This is a genomic window from Streptomyces sp. NPDC016851 (genome assembly GCF_055562795.1).
On the sequence record NZ_JBVHEP010000018.1, the window covers coordinates 153,648 to 172,288 of the forward strand.

Annotated in this window: 14 protein-coding genes; 12 read left to right on the forward strand and 2 right to left on the reverse strand. The window is 71.7% G+C overall.

The genetic code is table 11. The features are described from left to right. Positions 1 to 146: 146 nt before the first annotated feature. The 5 genes from ACZ3I3_RS27010 to ACZ3I3_RS27030 all read left to right on the forward strand — a co-directional run bounded on the left by ACZ3I3_RS27010 (position 147) and on the right by ACZ3I3_RS27030 (position 3,293). Positions 147 to 728 (forward strand): CGNR zinc finger domain-containing protein, encoded by a 582-nt coding sequence (locus tag ACZ3I3_RS27010; protein ID WP_467369236.1) that lies wholly within the window; start codon positions 147 to 149, stop codon positions 726 to 728. Positions 729 to 881: 153 nt separating this feature from the next. Then, the gene (locus tag ACZ3I3_RS27015) at positions 882 to 1,064 is read left to right on the forward strand and encodes an HPP family protein (protein WP_467369238.1); all 183 of its coding nucleotides are present in this window, start codon (positions 882 to 884) and stop codon (positions 1,062 to 1,064) included. 10 nt (positions 1,065 to 1,074) lie between these two features. Further along, positions 1,075 to 1,716 (forward strand): pyridoxamine 5'-phosphate oxidase family protein, encoded by a 642-nt coding sequence (locus ACZ3I3_RS27020; RefSeq protein WP_467369240.1) that lies wholly within the window; start codon positions 1,075 to 1,077, stop codon positions 1,714 to 1,716. Next, complete coding sequence (locus tag ACZ3I3_RS27025) at positions 1,706 to 2,707, forward strand: TIGR03571 family LLM class oxidoreductase (RefSeq protein ID WP_467369242.1); 1,002 nt, start codon at positions 1,706 to 1,708, stop codon at positions 2,705 to 2,707. Before ACZ3I3_RS27020 ends, ACZ3I3_RS27025 begins: the two co-directional genes overlap by 11 nt. A gap of 85 nt (positions 2,708 to 2,792) precedes the next feature. Then, positions 2,793 to 3,293, forward strand: a complete 501-nt coding sequence (locus ACZ3I3_RS27030) for a DUF1203 domain-containing protein (protein ID WP_467369244.1) — start codon at positions 2,793 to 2,795, stop codon at positions 3,291 to 3,293. Here ACZ3I3_RS27030 and ACZ3I3_RS27035 read toward each other — a convergent pair. Then, positions 3,290 to 4,306 (reverse strand): aspartate-semialdehyde dehydrogenase, encoded by a 1,017-nt coding sequence (locus ACZ3I3_RS27035; RefSeq protein WP_467369245.1) that lies wholly within the window; start codon positions 4,304 to 4,306, stop codon positions 3,290 to 3,292. The two genes, ACZ3I3_RS27030 and ACZ3I3_RS27035, sit on opposite strands and share 4 nt — an antisense overlap. A 348-nt stretch (positions 4,307 to 4,654) precedes the next feature. Between ACZ3I3_RS27035 and ACZ3I3_RS27040 the strand changes: the two genes are divergently transcribed. Further along, positions 4,655 to 5,191 (forward strand): RNA polymerase sigma factor, encoded by a 537-nt coding sequence (locus ACZ3I3_RS27040; protein WP_399409327.1) that lies wholly within the window; start codon positions 4,655 to 4,657, stop codon positions 5,189 to 5,191. Position 5,192: 1 nt separating this feature from the next. Beyond that, complete coding sequence (locus tag ACZ3I3_RS27045) at positions 5,193 to 6,191, forward strand: hypothetical protein (protein ID WP_467369247.1); 999 nt, start codon at positions 5,193 to 5,195, stop codon at positions 6,189 to 6,191. Between the two features lie 67 nt (positions 6,192 to 6,258). Here the strand turns inward: ACZ3I3_RS27045 and ACZ3I3_RS27050 are convergent, their stop codons facing one another. After that, on the reverse strand, positions 6,259 to 9,555 hold the full coding sequence (locus tag ACZ3I3_RS27050; protein ID WP_467369249.1) for a S8 family serine peptidase: 3,297 nt from the start codon (positions 9,553 to 9,555) through the stop codon (positions 6,259 to 6,261). A 220-nt stretch (positions 9,556 to 9,775) separates the two neighbouring features. Here ACZ3I3_RS27050 and ACZ3I3_RS27055 point away from each other — a divergent pair, with 220 nt between their 5' ends. From ACZ3I3_RS27055 to ACZ3I3_RS27075, 5 genes are all read left to right on the forward strand, one after another. Next, positions 9,776 to 10,243: an NUDIX hydrolase gene (locus tag ACZ3I3_RS27055; RefSeq protein ID WP_467369251.1), complete on the forward strand. Its 468-nt coding sequence runs from the start codon at positions 9,776 to 9,778 to the stop codon at positions 10,241 to 10,243. Positions 10,244 to 10,510: 267 nt separating this feature from the next. After that, entirely contained in the window at positions 10,511 to 12,265 is a 1,755-nt protein-coding gene (locus ACZ3I3_RS27060) for a TIGR03767 family metallophosphoesterase (RefSeq protein WP_467369253.1), read from the forward strand. Between the two features lie 92 nt (positions 12,266 to 12,357). Next, the gene (locus tag ACZ3I3_RS27065; protein WP_467369255.1) at positions 12,358 to 13,503 is read left to right on the forward strand and encodes a serine hydrolase domain-containing protein; all 1,146 of its coding nucleotides are present in this window, start codon (positions 12,358 to 12,360) and stop codon (positions 13,501 to 13,503) included. A gap of 140 nt (positions 13,504 to 13,643) precedes the next feature. Next, positions 13,644 to 16,178 (forward strand): Pls/PosA family non-ribosomal peptide synthetase, encoded by a 2,535-nt coding sequence (locus tag ACZ3I3_RS27070; RefSeq protein WP_467369257.1) that lies wholly within the window; start codon positions 13,644 to 13,646, stop codon positions 16,176 to 16,178. Beyond that, positions 16,178 to 18,640 (forward strand): non-ribosomal peptide synthetase, encoded by a 2,463-nt coding sequence (locus ACZ3I3_RS27075; protein ID WP_467369259.1) that lies wholly within the window; start codon positions 16,178 to 16,180, stop codon positions 18,638 to 18,640. The genes ACZ3I3_RS27070 and ACZ3I3_RS27075 overlap by 1 nt, the downstream gene beginning before the upstream one ends. Position 18,641 lies beyond the last annotated feature (1 nt).

The window sequence follows — 18,641 nt, forward strand, 5'->3', positions numbered from 1 at the left end:
CTTCTGTAGGGGCCACGAGGCGTTCTCGTAACCGTTGAAAATGAAGTTAATGGTTATGTTCAGGGTCGTCAACCGGTGATCAAGGGATGACCGGTTATCGTTGGCGGGGTGATGCCCGTCTCCGCCTCGCAGGAAGGACCTGGCCCGTGTCGTCACCCATCGAGGCCGACCCCCGGCCGCTGACCGGCGAGCCCCTCTCCATCGACCTGCTCAACACCCGATGGATCGATGCCGAGGGCCGCCACGACCTGCTGGACTCCGTGGCGGGCCTGGCCGTGTGGCTGGGCAGCCCGCCCGTCCGCGCAAGCCTCGGCGACCGTCCCGTACCGGCCGACGAGAGCACGTTGGAGCGGCTCCTGCAGACGCGCGCCGCCCTGGACGAGGCCGTCACCACCGCTCTGGAGGACGGTCCGGCCCCGGCCGCGGTGACCGCCGTCAACGACGTCCTGGCGCACGGCCTGGTCCGCCACCTGCTGCGCCCCGACGGCCGGCCGGACACCCTCGTCGAGGTGGACGCGCCGTCCTGGCTGCCGGCCTGGTCGGCGGCCGAGAACTTCCTGCGGCTGCTCGCCGACCGCCCCGACCGGATACGCCCCTGCGCCAACGACGAATGCGTGCTGCACTTCTACGACGTCTCGAAGAACGGAACCCGGCGTTGGTGCTCGATGGCGGGCTGCGGCAACCGCGCCAAGGCCCGCCGCCACTACGCCCGCCACAACTCCCCGTGACCCGCGCCCACCCGGTTCCGCGATGCCATGGAGCCACCCCTCGGGCGGCGTACGACCGTGGGGCGGCCAGGGGCCGGTCCGGCGGCCGGCCGCCGGGTGCACGCCGAAGGGCCGGGGGCCTCGTGAACATCCGAGTTCCCGGCCATCGGCGCGATGGCCGCGGCCCGTACACCGCACTCGCCCGCCGCCGCCACCTCGGTCATCGTGGTCCTCACCGAGCCGCAGACCGCCCTGTTCCTGCTGCTCCTGCTGCTCGCCACGCTGGTGATCGTCGGCGTCGGGATCGTCGCAGGGCGCAGCGGCAAGACCGCTCGCTACCCCACCTACTGGTGGTAGGCCGCGCCCGATGACAAGCCGCTACGGACAGCTGCTGTTCACCGAACAGGTGCGCAGCCACCAGGAGAGGCACGGCAGCCGCCTCAACTACGCGCACATGACGGCGGGCCCCGAGACCGCCGACCGCCTGACCGAGCACGAGGCCGAGTTCGCCGCCACCAGGACCAGCTTCTATCTCGCCACGACGGGCTCCACGGGCTGGCCCTATGTCCAGCACCGTGGCGGCCCCCCGGGCTTCCTGCGGGCCCTCGACGACCGGACGCTGGGCCTCGCCGACTACCGGGGAAACAAGCAGTACATCACCGCCGGGAACCTCGACACCGACGACCGTGTCTCGCTGCTCCTCATGGACTATCCGTCCCGGAGCCGGCTGAAGATCCTCGGCCGTGCCCGCACCGCCGGCATCGACCAGTGGCCGCAGTCGGCCGGCGACCTGCTGCCCGGCGGCTACCGGGCGAAGGTCGAGCGGATCGTCCTCATCCAGGTCGAGGCGTACGACTGGAACTGCCCCCAGCACATCGAACCGCGCTACACCGAGGCCGAGTTGGAGGACGCGCTCGCCCCGGTCCAGCAGCGGATCGCGTATCTGGAAGAGGAGAACGCCCGGCTGAAGCAGGCCCTCCGGTCACACTCCGAATCCCATGCGTGCTGAGCCCGTCGCGGTCTGTCCGTCACGGTCGGCCGCGCCCCCGGGGATGGCACGCGCCTTCCCCGGGGGCCGGGCCACCCTCGGGCTGATCACGCCCCTGGAGTCGTTCGTCGGCGACCTCCCCACCATGGCGGACCATCTGGAGCTCGCCCGCACCGCCGAGGACCTGGGCTTCGCGTCGCTCTGGCTGCGCGACGTCCCGCTCCTCGTGCCCGGCCAGGGGGACGGCGGACAGCTCTACGACCCCTGGGTGTACCTGGGGGCCCTGGCCACCGTCACCCGGCGCATCACCCTCGGCACGGCCAGCACCGTGCTCCCGCTGCGCCACCCCGCTCACGTCGCCAAGGCCGCGGTCTCGGTCGACCACCTCTCGGGCGGACGAATGCTGCTCGGCCTCGCCGCCGGGGACCGCTCCGCCGAAGTTCCCGCGTTCGGCCTCACCACAGCGGACATCGGGACCCGGCTGCGCGACGGCTGGGACTATCTCCGGCACCTCACCGGACCGTCCACCGCCGGCTACGCGTCGCCGCTCGGAGAACTGGACCCTGGCATGGAAGTCGTACCAAAACCGCTCCACGGCCGACTGCCGATGCTGATGACCGGCCGCGGCGGGCAGCCACTGGAATGGACCGCCGAACACGCCGACGGCTGGCTCTACACCGCCCTCACTCCCGAACAGCAACGCATGAACACCACCCGCTGGCGCCGCCTCACCGGTGAGCCGGGCAGCCCCGGCTTCAAGCCGTACGGCCAGGCCGGCTACCTCGTCCTCCACGACAACCCCCGCGCGGCGCCCCGGCCCCTTCCCCAGGGCTGGTCCATGGGACGCGAACCGCTCATCGAGCTCTTCGAGACATACCAGGCGGGCGGCGTCGACCAGCTCCTGCTGAACCTCCGTCACAGCACGCGTCCGGCGGTGGAGGTGATGGCCGAACTCGCGGAACACGTGCTGCCGTATTTCCCGACGGAGGCGGGCGCACGAACGGTCGGATGACCCGGCGAGGGGCCCGGCATGCAGGCACAACACGACGTCCGTATTCCGCCGGTACGGAGGTCCCGGGCGCGCCAGCCTGAGGAGCATGACGACGACGTACACCGCACAACCCATCGCCCCGCGCGTCCTGAAGGAACTGCGCACGACGGACGACGCGGGCCGTCCCACGGCCCCCTTCACCGACGCCGAGGGCGGGGCACCCCTCCGCTGCTGTCTGGACCGCAGTGAGCCCGGCGAGCGCATCGCCCTGGTGTCGTACGCCCCCCTGCGCCGCTGGGCGGCGGAACAGGGCGTCGACCCCGGCGCGTACGACGAAGTGGGCCCGGTCTTCATCCACGCCGACGACTGCCCGGGACCGGACGCCGACGCCGCCCTGCCCTTCACCAACGCCCACCGCACGGTCCGCCGCTACTCCGCCGAGGGGCACATCCTGGGCGGGCGGCTGGTCGAGGAGCCTGGCGACTTCGACGAGGCCCTCACGGAAGCGTTCGACGACCCGGCCGTGGCGCTCGTCCACGTCCGGGCCGTCGAGTACGGGTGCTTCCTCTATGAGGTGCGCAGGGGCTACGAGGTGCGCAGGGCCTAGCCCTTCAGCTCGGCCGCCACCAGCTCCGCGATCTGGACCGCGTTGAGGGCCGCGCCCTTGCGGAGGTTGTCGTTGGAGACGAAGAGGGCCAGGCCGTTGTCCACCGTCTCGTCGCGGCGGATGCGGCCGACGTAGGACGGGTCGTTGCCGGCGGCCTGGAGGGGGGTGGGGATGTCGGAGAGCTCGACGCCCGGGGCGTCCTTCAGCAGCTCCGTCGCGCGCTCCGGGGAGATCGGGCGGGCGAAGCGGGCGTTGATCTGCAGCGAGTGGCCGGAGAAGACCGGGACGCGCACGCAGGTGCCGGAGACCTTCAGCCCGGGGATCTCCAGGATCTTGCGGGACTCGTTGCGGAGCTTCTGCTCCTCGTCGGTCTCGTTCAGACCGTCGTCGACGATGTTGCCCGCGAGCGGCAGCACGTTGAAGGCGATGGGGCGCTTGTAGACGCCCGGCTCGGGGAAGTCGACCGCCGCGCCGTCGTGCGTCAGCTTGTCCGCTTCGGCGACGACCTTCTGCGTCTGGCCGTGCAGCTCGGCGACACCCGCGAGGCCGGAGCCGGAGACCGCCTGGTAGGTGGCCACGACCAGGGCTTCCAGGCCGGCCTCGGCGTGCAGCGGACGGAGCACCGGCATCGCGGCCATCGTCGTGCAGTTCGGGTTGGCGATGATGCCCTTGGGGCGGTCCGCGATCGCGTGAGGGTTCACCTCGGAGACGACCAGCGGTACCTCCGGGTGCCTGCGCCACGCGGAGGAGTTGTCGATCACGACGGCGCCCTGGGAGGCGACCTTTTCGGCCAGCGCCTTGGAGGTGGTACCGCCCGCGGAGAACAGCACGATGTCCAGGCCGGTGTAGTCGGCGGTCGAGGCGTCCTCCACCGTCACGCCGTCCAGCTGCGTGCCCGCCGAGCGGGCGGAGGCGAACAGACGCAGTTCCGTGACCGGGAAGTTCCGTTCCGTGAGGATCCTGCGCATGACCGTGCCCACCTGTCCGGTGGCTCCGACGATTCCGACCCTCACGGTGACTCCCTCTCCTGCGTCTCTTCACGTGCTCGTTGCTTGGCCGAGGCTTTTCCATCATGCGGCCGACCAAGGCCCACCTGTCCACTTCTTTCCCCGGTCTGCCCGGAGAGTGGGACGACGTGTCCCGTTCCATGGTTGCGGACGTCCGGCGCCCGCCCCCGCTGAGCTGGAGAAATTCATCTGCCGGGGGGCATACGCCGCAAGGTCGCCTGCCCCTGTTGCTCTCGGCCACACGGGAGTGTGACGTACGCCTCTGTCGTCCTGTCACGCCTTCCGGGAAAAGGACCGAACGTTCCGGGCCGTGTCGGCGTCATAGGAGAAACACGGCGAGGGGGGTGGCTTGTGCTGCTGCGCGGGAGGGCCCGGCGGGGCCGGGAGGCGCACGCCGGGACCGGTGACGATCCGCTGGACGCGGCACAGGAGCGCCGGGTGCGGGCGGTGCTCGCGCTCGGCGGAGTGCCGCAGGCGGACCTGCCGGACGGGGTGCAGCAGGTCCGCCTGCGGTTGCTGGAGCGGGCCGCGAGCGGCCAGGAGGCGCCGCGGGACGTCTCGGCGTGGGCGGCGGTCGTCGCCTCCAACCTCGCCATGGACTGGCACCGGGCCAAGCGCCGCCAGGAGCGGCTCGGGGAGCGGCTGGCCGCCCTGCGGCAACTGGAGCATCCCTCCGGCGAGGACACCAGCGTGCTGTCCGTCGCCGTCGCCCAGGGCCTGGACGAGCTGCCCGACGCCCAGCGGCAGGTCGTCGTGCTGCGTTTCTACGCCGACCTGCCGGTGCGGTCCATCGCCGAGCAGCTCGGCGTCCCGGAGGGCACGGTCAAGAGCAGGCTGCACACGGCGGTACGGGCTCTGCGCGCCCGCCTGCACGAGGACGAGGTGGTGTGACGTGACCGCCCGGAACGACGACGACCGGCGCGACGCCGACTACGACGGCGTGGACGCGCTGATGGCGGCGCTCATCGACGACCCGCTGCCGGAGGGGGCCCGGCGGGACGCGTCCTTCGTGGCAGCCCACCGTGCGGCGGCCGCGGACGTGACACTGCTGCGGGAACATCTCCTGCTGATCGGGGACACGCTGGCGCGCGACACCGGGACGGCGGCCGGGGCAGCCGGTGCCGAGCGGGAGGCTGCCGCGCAGGTCCGGGGTGAAGCCGGGGGCGCGGCGGAGCGGACCCCGGCCGTGGGGTCGGCGGTCGACGCCGAGCCGGAGGCCGGCGGGCAGGCCCGGGCGGAAGCCGGGGATTCGGCGGGGCCGGCTCCCGTCGTGGGGTCGGCAGACGGTCTGTCGCCCACGCGTGCTGCCGCCGACCCGACCGCGTCCCGGGCCGGGCAGGAAGGGGAAGCCGGGGCGGGTGTGGTCTCCCTGGCCGGGCGGCGGAGCCGTCCGCGGCCCCTCGTCGTGGCCCTGCGGGGACTCGCCGCGGCCGTGGCCGCCGGTGTCGTGGTGGGCATGGGCTGGCTCGTCGTGCAGAGCGATTACGGGTCGGGGGACGACACGGCGGGCAGCTCGGCCGCCGACTCCGCGGCCGGTCCGCACCGCGGCGACCAGGAATCCGGGCTCAGCCACGCCGGCTATCTCGCCTGCGCCCGGCTCGTGGCCGAGGGCACCGTCGCCGAGGTCGAACGCGTCCCCGGCACCGGCCAGGACCGCGTCACCGTGGACGTGGACCGCTACTACAAGCCCGCCAAGGGCCAGGACCGGATCGTCTTCCCCATGGACGCGGACGCCGAACCCCAGCCGCGCCCGGGCGACCGCGTGCTCGTCGGGATCACGCGCGGGCAGGCCCAGCCTGACCTGTGGAGCGTCGGGGAGAAGGCGATCGCCCCCGAAAGGGCCTGGATCACCGCCTCCCCGGCCGAGTCGGGGACCCGTCCCTGCGCGTGAGCACAGGGCGGAAACGCCGAGGGCGGGCGCCCGTACGGACGCCCGCCCTCTTGATGCCGTCGAACCGCTACGGCAGAACCTTCTCGATCTTCACGCTGCCCACGCCCGCGGCCGTCCCGCGCGCGTTGACCAGCTGGACCTCGCCGAAGAACACACGCCCCTCGGGCGCGGCCGCCGCGGCGGTGACGCTGCCCGAGACCGTCGCGGAGTCACCCGTGCCGAGCTTCACCGGCGCCGAACCGTCGACGGTGACGCTGCCGAGGGAGGGAGCGAAGAACACGTCCTGGTAGTCGTACTCGGTCGTGCCGGCCGGCACCGAGTAGCCGACGACCTGGACGGTGTACTTCCCGGCGGCCGGGGAGGGCACGGAGACCGACTCCACCGAGTCACCGTCCGCGGAGCTGCCGACCAGCTTGCCGGCGGCGTCGTAGACCGCGAGGTCCAGGTCCGCGGCCGCGTCCGAGACACCGCCGATGGCGACGTCCAGCGTCTTCGCGCCCGCGGGCACCTCGACCGTGGTGCTCTGCGTCTCGCCCTGCTTGATCGACGGCCGGGTCGTCTTGGACGAGCCGAGCGAACCGCCCACCAGCTTGCCGTCGATCGGAGCGAAGCCGTTCGTCACCTTCCAGGAGGCGGCGGCCGGGGTGCCGACCTTCACCTCGGGCACGGTCACGGTCTCCGGCTCGAAGGCCGCGCCGAGCACGGCGACATCCAGCTTGTACGGGTTGTCGAGCAGCGGCGACGTACGGCGCGACTCGACCTCGATCTCCCACACGCCGGGCTGCGGGTTCGCGTAGGAACGCAGGTCCGGGCGGCAGGTGTTGGCCGGGTTCGCGTAGTTCGGGTAGCAGTTGACCGTCGACGTCGGGTCGGACGGGACGCCGTACGGGTGGATGGAGATGAACCGGGTCTGGCTCTTGTCCTTCAGCCCGCCCAGCGCGACCTCGAGGGTCTTCGCGCCCTCGGGCACGGTGACGTAGTAGTGCTTCGAGCTGTTGCGCTGCACCGAACCGGACGCGGAGAACGTGTACTTCAGCGGCGCCGCGACCACGACCGTGGTCAGGACCTGCCGGTCGATGCCCTCGGTCTTCGGGTCGTCGACCTCGAGGATGGCGCTCTTGATGCCCGCGGACTTGGGCGCGGCCTGGACCTTGACCGTGACCGGCTTGTTCAGCGGCAGCTTCACCTCGTCGGAGCCGACGATCCGGAACGTGCCGCCCGCGTTGTTCTCGAAGTGCAGCTCGTGCCGGACCGCCTTGGCGGCGCCGGACGTACGCGTGACGGTGATCTCGTACGTCTTCTTCTTGCCGGCCTTCAGGCCGCCCTCACGGTCGTACAGGCCCGTGCCGTAGCCGGGCGTCTTGAGCTTGTCGTCCATCGCGGTGTCGACCGGAGCCTTCACCGTGTACGCGTGGGAGGTCGCGCCGTCACGGATCGAGTCCCAGGCGTCCTCGATGTTCATCAGGCCCGCGCCCTCCTCGTACGCCTGCACACCCTTGATGTGGTCGGCGGTCGAGGTGAGGGCCGTGCGCAGCGTCGCCGGCGTGAGCTCGATCTTCTTCTGCTCGGCGGCCGACAGCAGCAGCGCGGCGGCGCCGGCGGCCTGCGGGGAGGCCATCGAGGTGCCCTGGAGCATGCCGTAGCCGGCCGGCAGGGAGTAGCCCGCCTCGGCGACCGGCTGGCCCGGCATCCAGGTCTGGATGGTGTTGATCGCCGCGCCCGGGGCGACCAGGGTCGGGGTAAAACCGCCGTCCTCACGCGGGCCGCGCGAGGAGAACGGCATCAGCGCGTACTTCTTCTCCACGACCGAGCCGTAGTTGGCGGCCCAGGTCTGCTTGGAGACGGACGCGCCGACCGAGATGACCTTGTCGGCCAGGGACGGGTCGCCGATGGTGTTGGTGCCGGGGCCGGAGTTGCCCGCGGAGATCACCAGCTGGACGCCGTAGGTGTCGATGAGGCGCGTGTACAGCTCGGCGCGCGCGTTGTTGCCGTCGTTCAGCGCCGGCAGGCCGCCGATCGACATGTTGACGATGTCGACGCCGCGCTTGGTGACGAGGTCGATCATGCCCTCGGTGAGCGCGACGTTGGTGCAGCCGCCGGACCAGGTGCAGGCGCGCGAGGAGACCAGCTTGGCGCCCGGGGCGGCGCCGTCCATCTTGCCGCCGAACAGGCCGTTCGCGGCGGTGATGCCCGCGACGTGCGTGCCGTGCTCGGACTCGATGACGCCGATGTTGACGAAGTCGGCCTTCGCGCCGGCGCCGTTGTAGACGACGTCCTTGCGGATCTCGACGACGAACGGCTGCCGCTCGGCGATGTCGGTCTTCGGGTCGTCGGTGCCGAAGTACCCGATGTGGAAGCCGTCCTTGTACGGCTTCATCGCGGTGTCGTCGGCGAAGTCGAAGTTGTTGTTCAGGTCGACGCGGACCGTACCGGCGGCCGGGTCGTACAGCACGCCCCAGGAGTCCGTGGTGTCGCCGTCGCGGTTGGCGTCACCCGCGGCGTCACCGCCGGTGGTGTACGACTCCTTGAAGGTGCTCACCCGGTACGCGCCCGACGGCGCCTTCCAGGTCCTGCCGTCGTGCGTGAACGTGGGGCCCGCGACGGAGGTGTCCATCCGGCGCCAGGTGTTGTCGTTGTCGACGACCGGGTCCGTCGCCGTCACCCAGTCGACGATCTTCCGCTCGCCCGTGGTGGTCTTCTGCAGCGCCGGGTGGCCCAGGTCGACGCCGGAGTCCAGGATGCCGATGGTGATGCCGCGGCCGTCCGCCTTCGGGTGGTCCTCGACGAAGTCGACCGCGCCCGTCTCGAAGGACGGGTTGTACGGGTTCTCCGCGGGGGTCTTCTTCCCCGGCGGCGGGTACGTCCCCGCGGCGGCCTTCGCGCCCTTGGCGGCGTCCGCGGCCGGCGTCGGGTCGTCCAGCGGGATCTCCTCGCGCAGGTCGATGCCGTGCACGGAGGAGAGCTTGACGGCGGCGGCGATGGCCGAGTCCGCCCGGGACGTCGGGACGGTGGCCCGGACGTAGCCCAGCTTGTCGTCGGCCCGGCCCACCGAGCCGCCCTTGACCGCGTCCAGCTGCCCGGCGACCTGCTCGGTCTGCCCGGGCGCGGTGGCGACCATCATCGTGACGGTCTTGTCGCCGTCCGCCTTCGCCTCGGCGAGCAGGTCCGCGTCTGTCGAACCGAGCTTGTCGTGCGCCGACTTGACGTCGGTGTCGGCCGGGACGGACGCGCCCGGATCGTCGGCGGCGAAGGCCAGGGGGACCGGCCCGGCCGCACAGAGCGCGGCGACGAGGCCGGCGGCCACGGCGACGCGCGCCACACGTCTCCGGGACGATATCGGGTCACGCTCGGGGGTGTTGGTCATCGGCATCCCTTGTAGGTAAAGGAACGAGCGGGAGCGACCGGGAACCGATCGGCCCTGGTCGCGACCGTCCGGATCGCAGGCCCGGACGATCGCACAGCTTTACGCAAGGGGAGGTTCTTTGGGGACGGTTGACCGAAACGAAATGGATGTATGGGGAAAACCCGCGATGCGTTTTGCGGGCATGAGTCCCGAAGGCGGCGAAATCGGTTAACGTCCCGGAGTGCGACAGAAGTTGAGGGTGGCGGCCTACGCCATATGCGTCCGTGACGGACAGATCCTGCTCGCCCGCTCCCCGGCCGCCGACGGCACCCCCGAGTGGGTCGTGCCCGGCGGCGGCATGGAGCACGGCGAGGACCCCTACGACACCGTGCGCAGAGAAGTCGAGGAAGAGACCGGGTACCGCATCGAGGTCACCGGACTGCTCGGCGTGGACTCCTCCCGCCGCGTCTTCCGCGAAGGCCTCGGACGCGCCGTCGACCACCACGCCGTCCGCTTCGTCTACGAGGGCCGGATCACCGGCGGCGAACTGCGCTACGAGGTGGGCGGCTCCACCGACCTCGCCGCCTGGCACGACCTGGACGCGGTGCCCGGCCTCGTCCGGGTGGGGATGGTCGACATCGCACTGCGCCTGTGGCGGGAACGGCCGCCCACCGGACGGCTCGCCGAGGTCCTGGAGGACGCCGAATAGGGCCTGTCCACCAGCTGAATAGGGCCTGTCTCCTAGGTGCAGTACCCAGGAAGATGAACACGGCGTGACCGGCTCCCGGCCGTTCCCGGAGCGGCCGACGACGCGCAAGGTGGTCGAAGATCCACGTACGGTGATCGGCGCTGCGCGTTGCCGCCCCGTTTACGCGCAGGTCATTCCCGGTGCCAACGATCCAGTATGAGCGGGAAGTTCGCGTGTCGAGTCTCCCGCGACCACTGCCGACGCGTTCGCACTCGGGGAGAGAAGCGCATGTCGCGCACACGCTCAGTCGCCGGCTCCGGCCAGGGCATCCACCGTCGTTCCGTCCTCGCCGCCACCGGAGCGGTCGCCCTGTCCGCGGGTGTCGGCTACGCCCTGCGGCCCAGCGACAGCCAGGCCGCCACCGCCACGGAGACCACCGAGGCCGTCGCCGCCTCCTCGCGCCGGGCACCCGCCGCGCCGCTGGCCCCCTACACCAAGGGCACGACCGTGGCGTCCGTGTCCACCCCGCGCGGCTCCGGCTACCGGCGCCTCGGCGACGGACCCGGCTGGCAGCGGGTCGTGCGCTCCGACCTGGCCGCGCCCAAGTCCGGCCGCGCCGGGCGCCGTACCGCGCTCGCGGCGTTCGTGCAGCTCACCGACCTGCACATCATCGACGCCCAGCACCCGCTGCGCCTGGAGTACCTGCGCTCGGCCGACATCCACGCCTGGCGGCCGCACGAGGCGCTGACCGTGCAGGGCGCGATCGCGCTCGTGGAACGGATCAACGCGCTCCGCGGCGCGCCCGTCACCGGAAGCCCGCTGCACTTCGCCATGACCACCGGCGACAACACGGACAACAACGCCAAGTCCGAGCTGGAGTGGTTCCTGAAGATCATGAGCGGCGGGCGCATCACCCCCAACTCCGGAGATCCGCGCCGGTACGAGGGCGTCCAGAACAGCGGCCTCAAGCAGTACTGGCAACCCGATGCCGCGGTCCGCGACAGCGACAAGCAGGCCGGCTTCCCGCACCTCGACGGCTTCCTGAAGGCAGCCATCCGCGAGGTCCGCAGCCCCGGCCTCAACCTGCCCTGGTACTCCACCGTCGGCAACCACGACTCCCTGCCGATGGGCTGCTACGCCTCGCACGGCGACACCTACCTCACCGAACTCGCCGTCGGCGGCAAGAAACTGATGGACGTGTCCGCGGCCGAGGCGCAGCGGCTGCAGACCCTCATCAAGAAGGCCCGGGACCCCGAAGGCGTCCGCTACGAGGAGTTCCTGAAGTCCCACGCCCGCGCCATGCGTTCGGTCACCCCCGACGAGAGCCGCGCCCCCTTCACCCCCACCGAGTACCTCCGGGCCCACCTGGACCCGGCCTACCGCGGCCTCGGCCCGGCCGGACACGGCTACTCCTCCGCCAACCTCGACGCGGGCACCCAGTACTACGCCTTCCGCGTCTCCGACGACGTCATCGGCATCAGCCTGGACACCACCGACGCGGGCGGCCACTACGAGGGCTCCCTCGGCACGGCCCAGCTGAAGTGGCTCGACCGGACCCTGCGGGAGAACAAGGACTCCCACGCGGTGATCTTCAGCCATCACACCAGCAAGACGATGACGAACACCCGCATCGACCCGGCCCGCCCCCAGGAGCGCCGCCACAACGGCCAGGAGGTCCTCGCCCTCCTCGGCGGTCACCGCAACGTGCTCGCCTGGGTGAACGGCCACATCCACAAGAACGTCATCACCCCGCACGCGATGTCCTCCGGCGGCTCCTTCTGGGAGATCTCCACGGCCTCCCACGTCGACTACCCCCAGCTCGCCCGCATCATCGAGCTGACCGACAACAAGGACGGCACGGTCTCCCTGTTCACCACGCTGGTGGAGTCCTCGGCCCCGCACCGCACGGACTTCTCCGACCTTTCCCAGACCGGCCTCGCCGCGCTCTACCGCGAGCTGTCCCTCAACGCCCCCGGCGCGAGCACGACCCTCAGCGGCGACCCGGCGGACCGCAACACGGAGCTGGTGCTCAAGAAGGGCTGAATCCCGCCCAACCCGCCAGGGACGGTCAACTCCGGCCCGCCGACTCGCGGTCCCACCCCCCGACACCGCTCGACATGACGGGGGTACGGGACATGAACAGACGCGCACGCACGATCCTTACGGCGGCGACGGCCGTGGCACTGTCGGCGGCCCTGGCGGGCCCCGCGGTCGCGGCCCCGCCCGCAGGCCACCACCACGACGCGACGCGGCAGGCGATGCGGGCCGCGGTCGCCGACGGCGTCCCGGGCGTGACCGTGAGAGTGCAGCAGGGGCACGGCGCCTGGGCGGCCACGGCCGGAGTCGGCGACCTCAAGACGGGCCAGCCGCGTTCGGCGCGCGACCACTACCGCGTCGCCAGCATCTCCAAGACGTTCGTCGCCACCGTCGTCCTGCAGCTGGAGGCGGAGGGGCGGCTGTCGCTGGACGACACGGTGGAGAAGTGGCTGCCGGGCGTGGTCCGGGGGCACGGACACGACGGCCGCGAGATCACCCTCCGCCAGCTCCTGAACCACACCAGCGGCATCTTCGACTACCTGGGGGACGCCGGCTTCCAGCGGACGTACATGACCGCGGACGGCTTCATGAAGCACCGGTTCGACGAGGCGGCCCCGGAGGAACTGCTCGCCTACGCCCTGGCGAACGAGCCGTACTTCGCGCCGGGCACGTTGTTCGAGTACTCCAACACGAACTACCTCCTGGCCGCGCGGGTGATCGAGAAGGCCACGGGCAACGACGACTACGGCGCCGAGATCGACCGGCGCATCATCGCCCCGCTGCGTCTGACCTCCACGTCCGTCCCCACCACCCGCGTCACCCTGCCCCGGCCCAGCAGCCGCGCCTACTCCAAGCTGGCCGAGACCGACACGGGCCCGACCTACGACGTCACGGAACTGAACGCGCGTCTGGCCTACGGCTCGGGCCAGATGGTCTCCAGCTCGGCCGACCTGAACCGCTTCTACTCGGCGCTGCTCCGCGGCAGGCTGCTCCCGCCCGAGCAGCTGAAGGAGATGAAGACCACGGTCCCCTCCAGCCGGGAGACCAGCCGCTACGGCCTGGGGCTCGTCGACCGCAAGCTCAGCTGCGGCGTCCACGTCTGGGGCCACGACGGCGGCATCAGCGGCTCCAACTCGGACGCCGTGACGACCGAGGACGGCCGCCACACGCTCGCCGTCAACCTCAACGGCGACTGGTCGGGCAGCACCCGCGCGATCATCGAGGCGGAGTTCTGCGGCACGTAGGACGGTGCCGCCTGTCCGCTGGGTGAGAGGCCCGCTCATCATCCGAGAAGAACAGCCGGACCCTCCATCCCTCGGCTGCCCGGCTCCGAATCCCTAGCGAGGAAGGGCACGCGACCGTCGCAGCCGAGGGGGTCCTCCTCATGAAGGGACAGCAACTGCAGGAGGCGGCCAGGGGCGTCATGGAGGGAGTCCGGCCCCGTGAAGCGCCGCCACATCCGGCGGTATCCGCCGCCGCGGAGCGGCTCGCCGCGCTGCTGGCGGATGTCGCCCACCTGGACGAGGTGCCGCTCGACAGCAACTTCTTCGATGATCTCGGCGCCGACTCCCTGGTGATGGCGCACTTCTGCGCGCGGGTGAGGAACCGGCCGGACCTGCCGGCGGTGTCGATGCGCGACGTCTACCGGCATCCGACCGCCCGCGGCCTCGCGGTCGCACTGCTCGACAGCACCCCGCCCTCACCCGGATCCGAGCTGCCCGGCCCGCCGGCACTGCCCAGGGCACAGGCCGAGGCCCCGGCACCGGTGCCACCGACGGGCCGCCCCCACCGCGTGCTCTGCGGGGCACTCCAGCTTCTGGCCTTCCTCGGCTACGCCTTCCTCGTCGCCGCCGTCTCCGCCCAGGGCTACGAATGGATCTCCGCGTATACGCACCTGCTCGACGCCTACCTGCGGAGCGTCGTGTTCGGCGCCGCGCTGCTCCTGGTGCTGTGCGCCCTGCCGGTGATCGCCAAGTGGCTGCTGTTCGGCCGGTTCACACCACGCCGGTTCCACGTCTGGAGCCTCACCTACTTCCGGTTCTGGCTGGTCAAGACGCTGATCCGGTCGAGCCCGCTGGTGCTGTTCGCCGGGTCGCCGCTCTACCCCCTCTTCCTGAGGGCCCTGGGCGCGCGGATCGGCAGAGGAGTGACGATCCTTTCCCGCTCCGCCCCCGTCTGCACCGATCTGCTCACCGTGGGTGACGGCACGCTCGTCCGCAAGGACGCGCTGATGAGCTGCTACAACGCGGCCGACGGGGTCATCGAGACAGGGCCGGTCACGCTGGGCCGGGGCGCGGTCGTCGGTGAGGTGACCGTGCTGGACATCGGGACCCGGCTCGGCGACGCCTCCCGGCTCGGGCACGCGTCCTCCCTGCACACCGGCCAGGCGGTCCCCGACGGCGAGCACTGGCAGGGCTCTCCGGCCCAGCCCGCGGACGGCGACTTCCAGGAGGTGGAGCCCGCCCGGTGCGGCACCGTACGGCGAGCGGCCCACGGCACCCTGCTGTTGCTCACGGTGCTGCTGGTGTACCTGCCGCTGGCGGTGGGCTGCCTGGACGTGCTGCTCTCCCGCCTGCTGGAGGGATCCGCGGTCGTGAAGGGCGGGGCGACGGTGCTCTACGCCGACCTGCTGGTGGTCACGGCCGTGGTCTTCTTCGGCGGCCTGATCGCCGCCCTGCTGATCCTGGCCACCGTCCCTCGGCTGCTGGGCCTGCTCGTCCGGCCCGGCCGGACGTACCCGCTCTTCGGCTTCCACCACTCCGTGCACCGGACGATCGCCCTGATGACGAACAGGAAATCCCTGACGCGTCTGTTCGGCGACAGCTCCTGCATCGTGCACTACCTGCGCTGGATCGGCTATCGCCTGACTCCCGTGGAGCAGACCGGCTCGAACTTCGGGACAGCGGTCAAGCACGAGAGCCCCTACCTGAGCAGGGTCGGCACCGGGACCATGGTCGCGGACGGACTGTCCCTGATGAACGCCGAGTACTCCAGCACCTCCTTCCGTTTGTCGCCGACCGTGATCGGGGCGCACAACTTCCTCGGGAACCGGATCGCCTACCCCGCCGGCGGCCGGACCGGCGACAACTGCCTCCTCGCCACCAAGGTGGCGGTCCCCGTCAGCGGACCGCTCCGGCACGACGTGGGACTTCTCGGCTCCCCCTGCTTCGAGATCCCGCGTTCGGTGGCGCGGGACAGCACCTTCGACGAGCTGAAGGACGGGAACGTCCTGCGCCGCCGCCTCGCGGCCAAGAACCGGCACAACGCCGTCACCATGGCATGCCATCTGCTCACGGGATGGCTGTACTTCTTCTGCGTCACCCTGCTCTTCGCGTTCGCCGCGAGCCGGTACCCCGCGTGGGGCACCGTGGCCCTCGCGCTCGCCAACGCCGCCCTGCTGCCGTTCACCTTCCTGTACTACGTCCTTCTCGAGCGGGCCGTCATCGCCGCGTACCCACCGGAGCCGTTGTTCTGCTCGATCTACGACCGCCGCTTCTGGCGCCGTGAGCGGTACTGGAAGGTCCCGTCCGAGACCTATCTGCACATCCTCGACGGCACCCCGTTCAAGACCGTCGTATGGCGCCTGCTGGGTGTCCGGATCGGGGCACGGGTCTTCGACGACGGCTGCCACATGACGGAGCGCCCCATGGTCGCCATCGGGGACGACTGCACCCTCAACTCGGGCAGTGTCCTGCAGTGCCACTCCCAGGAGGACGGCACGTTCAAGTCGGACCGCAGCGCGCTCGGCGCCGGCTGCACCGTCGGCGTCGGAGCGCTCGTGCACTACGGGGTGACGGTCGGCGACGGCGCCGTGCTGGCGGCGGACTCCTTCCTCATGAAGGGCGAGACGGTTCCCGGGAACGCCCGCTGGGCGGGGAATCCGGCCCGTCCCCTCGACGAAAACGGAGGTGCGCGGTGATGACAGCGACAGCGACCGACGCCCGCGTCCCCGGAAGCGACAGCAGGGCCGAGGGCGGCTTCACGGCCCTGCTTCGATGGGCGAAGGAGCCGGTGCCCGGCACCGGGGAGCACCTCAGGAGCGTCCCCCGCGACGTGACGGCGGCCCTGCGCGGGCGGGCCCGTGAACTCGGCGTGCCGCTCACCGCGATCCTCCTCGCGGCACACGCGAAGGTGCTCGCCCTGCTCTCCGGCGACCCCGAGGTGCGCAGCGGCTGCCTGCTCCCGGACCGGACCGGGCCGCTGCCCTTCGAGCTGACGGTCGCGCCTGGCACCTGGCGCGGGCTCGTGCTTCAAGCCCGGCGGGCCGAGGCGGCGGTGCCGTCGCCCGGGACCGGCTCACCGTCCGCGGCCGGAGCCGAGGCGGTGTTCGCCCCGGCCGGGCAGGAGGTCACCGTCCCGGCGGACGGCAGCGTGCTCCTCGGCGTCTCGGCGGGCGAGGAGGACGGCCGGTTCGTCCTGCGCGTGCGTCACCGGACGGACCTGCTGGACGCGGACTGTGCCGCGCGGATCGGGGGGTACCACCTCGCCGCGCTGGAGGCGATCGCCGCCGATCCCGACGCCCCCCATGACCGTCGCAGCCTGCTGTCCGCGGAGGAACTCCGGTTCCAGCTCGACGGGCTGGCCGGGCCGCGCCGTGAGCTGCCGGACCGCCGGTTCCACGAGCTGTTCGAGGAGCGGGTGCGCAAGGCTCCGGACGCCGTCGCGGTGGTCCACCAGGGCCGCAGCCTGACGTACGCGGACCTCGACGTACGGGCCAACCGGCTGGCCCGCGCCCTGCTGGCCGAGGGGCTCGGACCCGAGGACCCGGTCGCCGTGGTGACCGAGCGCGACCTCCACTGGGCGGCCGCCGTGCTCGGCGTCCTCAAGGCCGGCGCCGTGTACCTGCCCGTCGACCCGCATCACCCGCCCGGCCGCATCGCCACGATGCTCACCCGCGCCGGCTGCTCGTACGTCCTCACCGAACCGGACAGCACCGGGCAGCTGGACCGGGCGCTCGCGACGCTGCCCGGGACCCGGCGGCTGCTCGTCCCGGACGTCACCGACCGGGCCGCCGACGGCACGGACCTCGGCCTGGCCATACCGGCGGACGGGCTGGCGTACGTCTTCTTCACCTCCGGCTCCACCGGTGAGCCGAAGGGCGCGATGTGCGAGCACGCCGGCCTGCTCAACCACCTGTACGCCAAGATCGACGATCTGGGCATCGGCGAGGGCACCGTGGTGGCGCAGACGGCCTCGCAGTGCTTCGACATCTCGCTGTGGCAGCTGCTCGCGGGGCTGCTGACGGGCGGGCGGACCCTGCTGGTCGAGCAGGAGGCCATCCTCGACGCGGACCGGTTCCTGGACACGATCACCGAGGGCCGCGTCAACGTCCTGCAACTGGTGCCGTCCTACCTCGACGTCATCCTGTCCGCCCTGGAACGCCGCCCCCGGGACCTGCCGGACCTGCGGTGCGTGTCCGTCACCGGCGAGGCGCTGAAGGGGGAGCTGGTCCAGCGGTGGTTCGCCACCGGTCCGGCCGTGCGGCTGGTCAACGCCTACGGACTGACCGAGACGTCCGACGACACCAACCACGAGGTGATGGACCGGGCGCCCGCCACCGACCGGATCCCGCTCGGCCGGCCCATCGCCAACGTGTACCAGTACGTCGTCGACGACAACCTGCTCCCGGTTCCGCTCGGGGCGCCCGGAGCCATCGTCTTCTCCGGGGTGTGCGTCGGGCGCGGCTACGTCAACGACGCCGAACGCACCCGGCTCGCCTACCTGCCCGACCCCCACCGCCCCGGCCGGCGGCTCTACCGCGGAGGAGACTTCGGCCGCTGGCGGCCCGACGGGAAACTGGAGTTCCTCGGCCGCCGGGACGCGCAGGTGAAGATCCGGGGGTTCCGGGTCGAGATCGGCGAGGTCGAGAACGCGCTGCTGCGCGTGCCCGGCGTCACGGACTGCGCGGTCGTGGTGACCGGCGCGGAAGGGCACGGCCGCCAGTTGGCAGCCTTCTGCACGAGCGCGGGCGCGGTGACCGCCGAGGACCTGCGGGAACGGCTCGCGGACCTGCTCCCCGAGTACATGATCCCGTCGTCCTTCCACCGGCTGGACCGCCTGCCGCTCACGGCCAACGGCAAGACCGACCGCAAGGCGCTCGCGGCGCTCGCCGAGGACCTCGGTCCGGCCCGGGAGGCCCAGGGCGCCCCGCGGACGCCGGCCGAACGGCGGCTCGCGGCGCAATGGGAGGCGGAACTCGGCCTGCCGCCAGGGCGGATCCGCCGGGACGACAACTTCTTCGACCTGGGCGGCACCTCCCTGTCGGCGGTACGGCTCGCGGTCTCGCTCGGCCGGGTGATCTCGCCGCGCGACCTCGCCGGCCGTCCCGTACTGGCCGACCTGGCCCGGCTGATCGACAGCCGGACCGGCGGAGAACCGTGAC

Bases quoted from the DNA above. Each gene is read 5' to 3' on its own strand.
- ACZ3I3_RS27015 (WP_467369238.1), top strand. From the start codon at position 882: ATGGCCGCGGCCCGTACACCGCACTCGCCCGCCGCCGCCACCTCGGTC.
- ACZ3I3_RS27020 (WP_467369240.1), top strand. From the start codon at position 1,075: ATGACAAGCCGCTACGGACAGCTGCTGTTCACCGAACAGGTGCGCAGC.
- ACZ3I3_RS27025 (WP_467369242.1), top strand. From the start codon at position 1,706: ATGCGTGCTGAGCCCGTCGCGGTCTGTCCGTCACGGTCGGCCGCGCCC.
- ACZ3I3_RS27030 (WP_467369244.1), top strand. From the start codon at position 2,793: ATGACGACGACGTACACCGCACAACCCATCGCCCCGCGCGTCCTGAAG.
- ACZ3I3_RS27050 (WP_467369249.1), bottom strand. From the start codon at position 9,555: ATGACCAACACCCCCGAGCGTGACCCGATATCGTCCCGGAGACGTGTG.
- ACZ3I3_RS27060 (WP_467369253.1), top strand. From the start codon at position 10,511: ATGTCGCGCACACGCTCAGTCGCCGGCTCCGGCCAGGGCATCCACCGT.
- ACZ3I3_RS27065 (WP_467369255.1), top strand. From the start codon at position 12,358: ATGAACAGACGCGCACGCACGATCCTTACGGCGGCGACGGCCGTGGCA.
- ACZ3I3_RS27070 (WP_467369257.1), top strand. From the start codon at position 13,644: ATGAAGGGACAGCAACTGCAGGAGGCGGCCAGGGGCGTCATGGAGGGA.
- ACZ3I3_RS27075 (WP_467369259.1), top strand. From the start codon at position 16,178: ATGACAGCGACAGCGACCGACGCCCGCGTCCCCGGAAGCGACAGCAGG.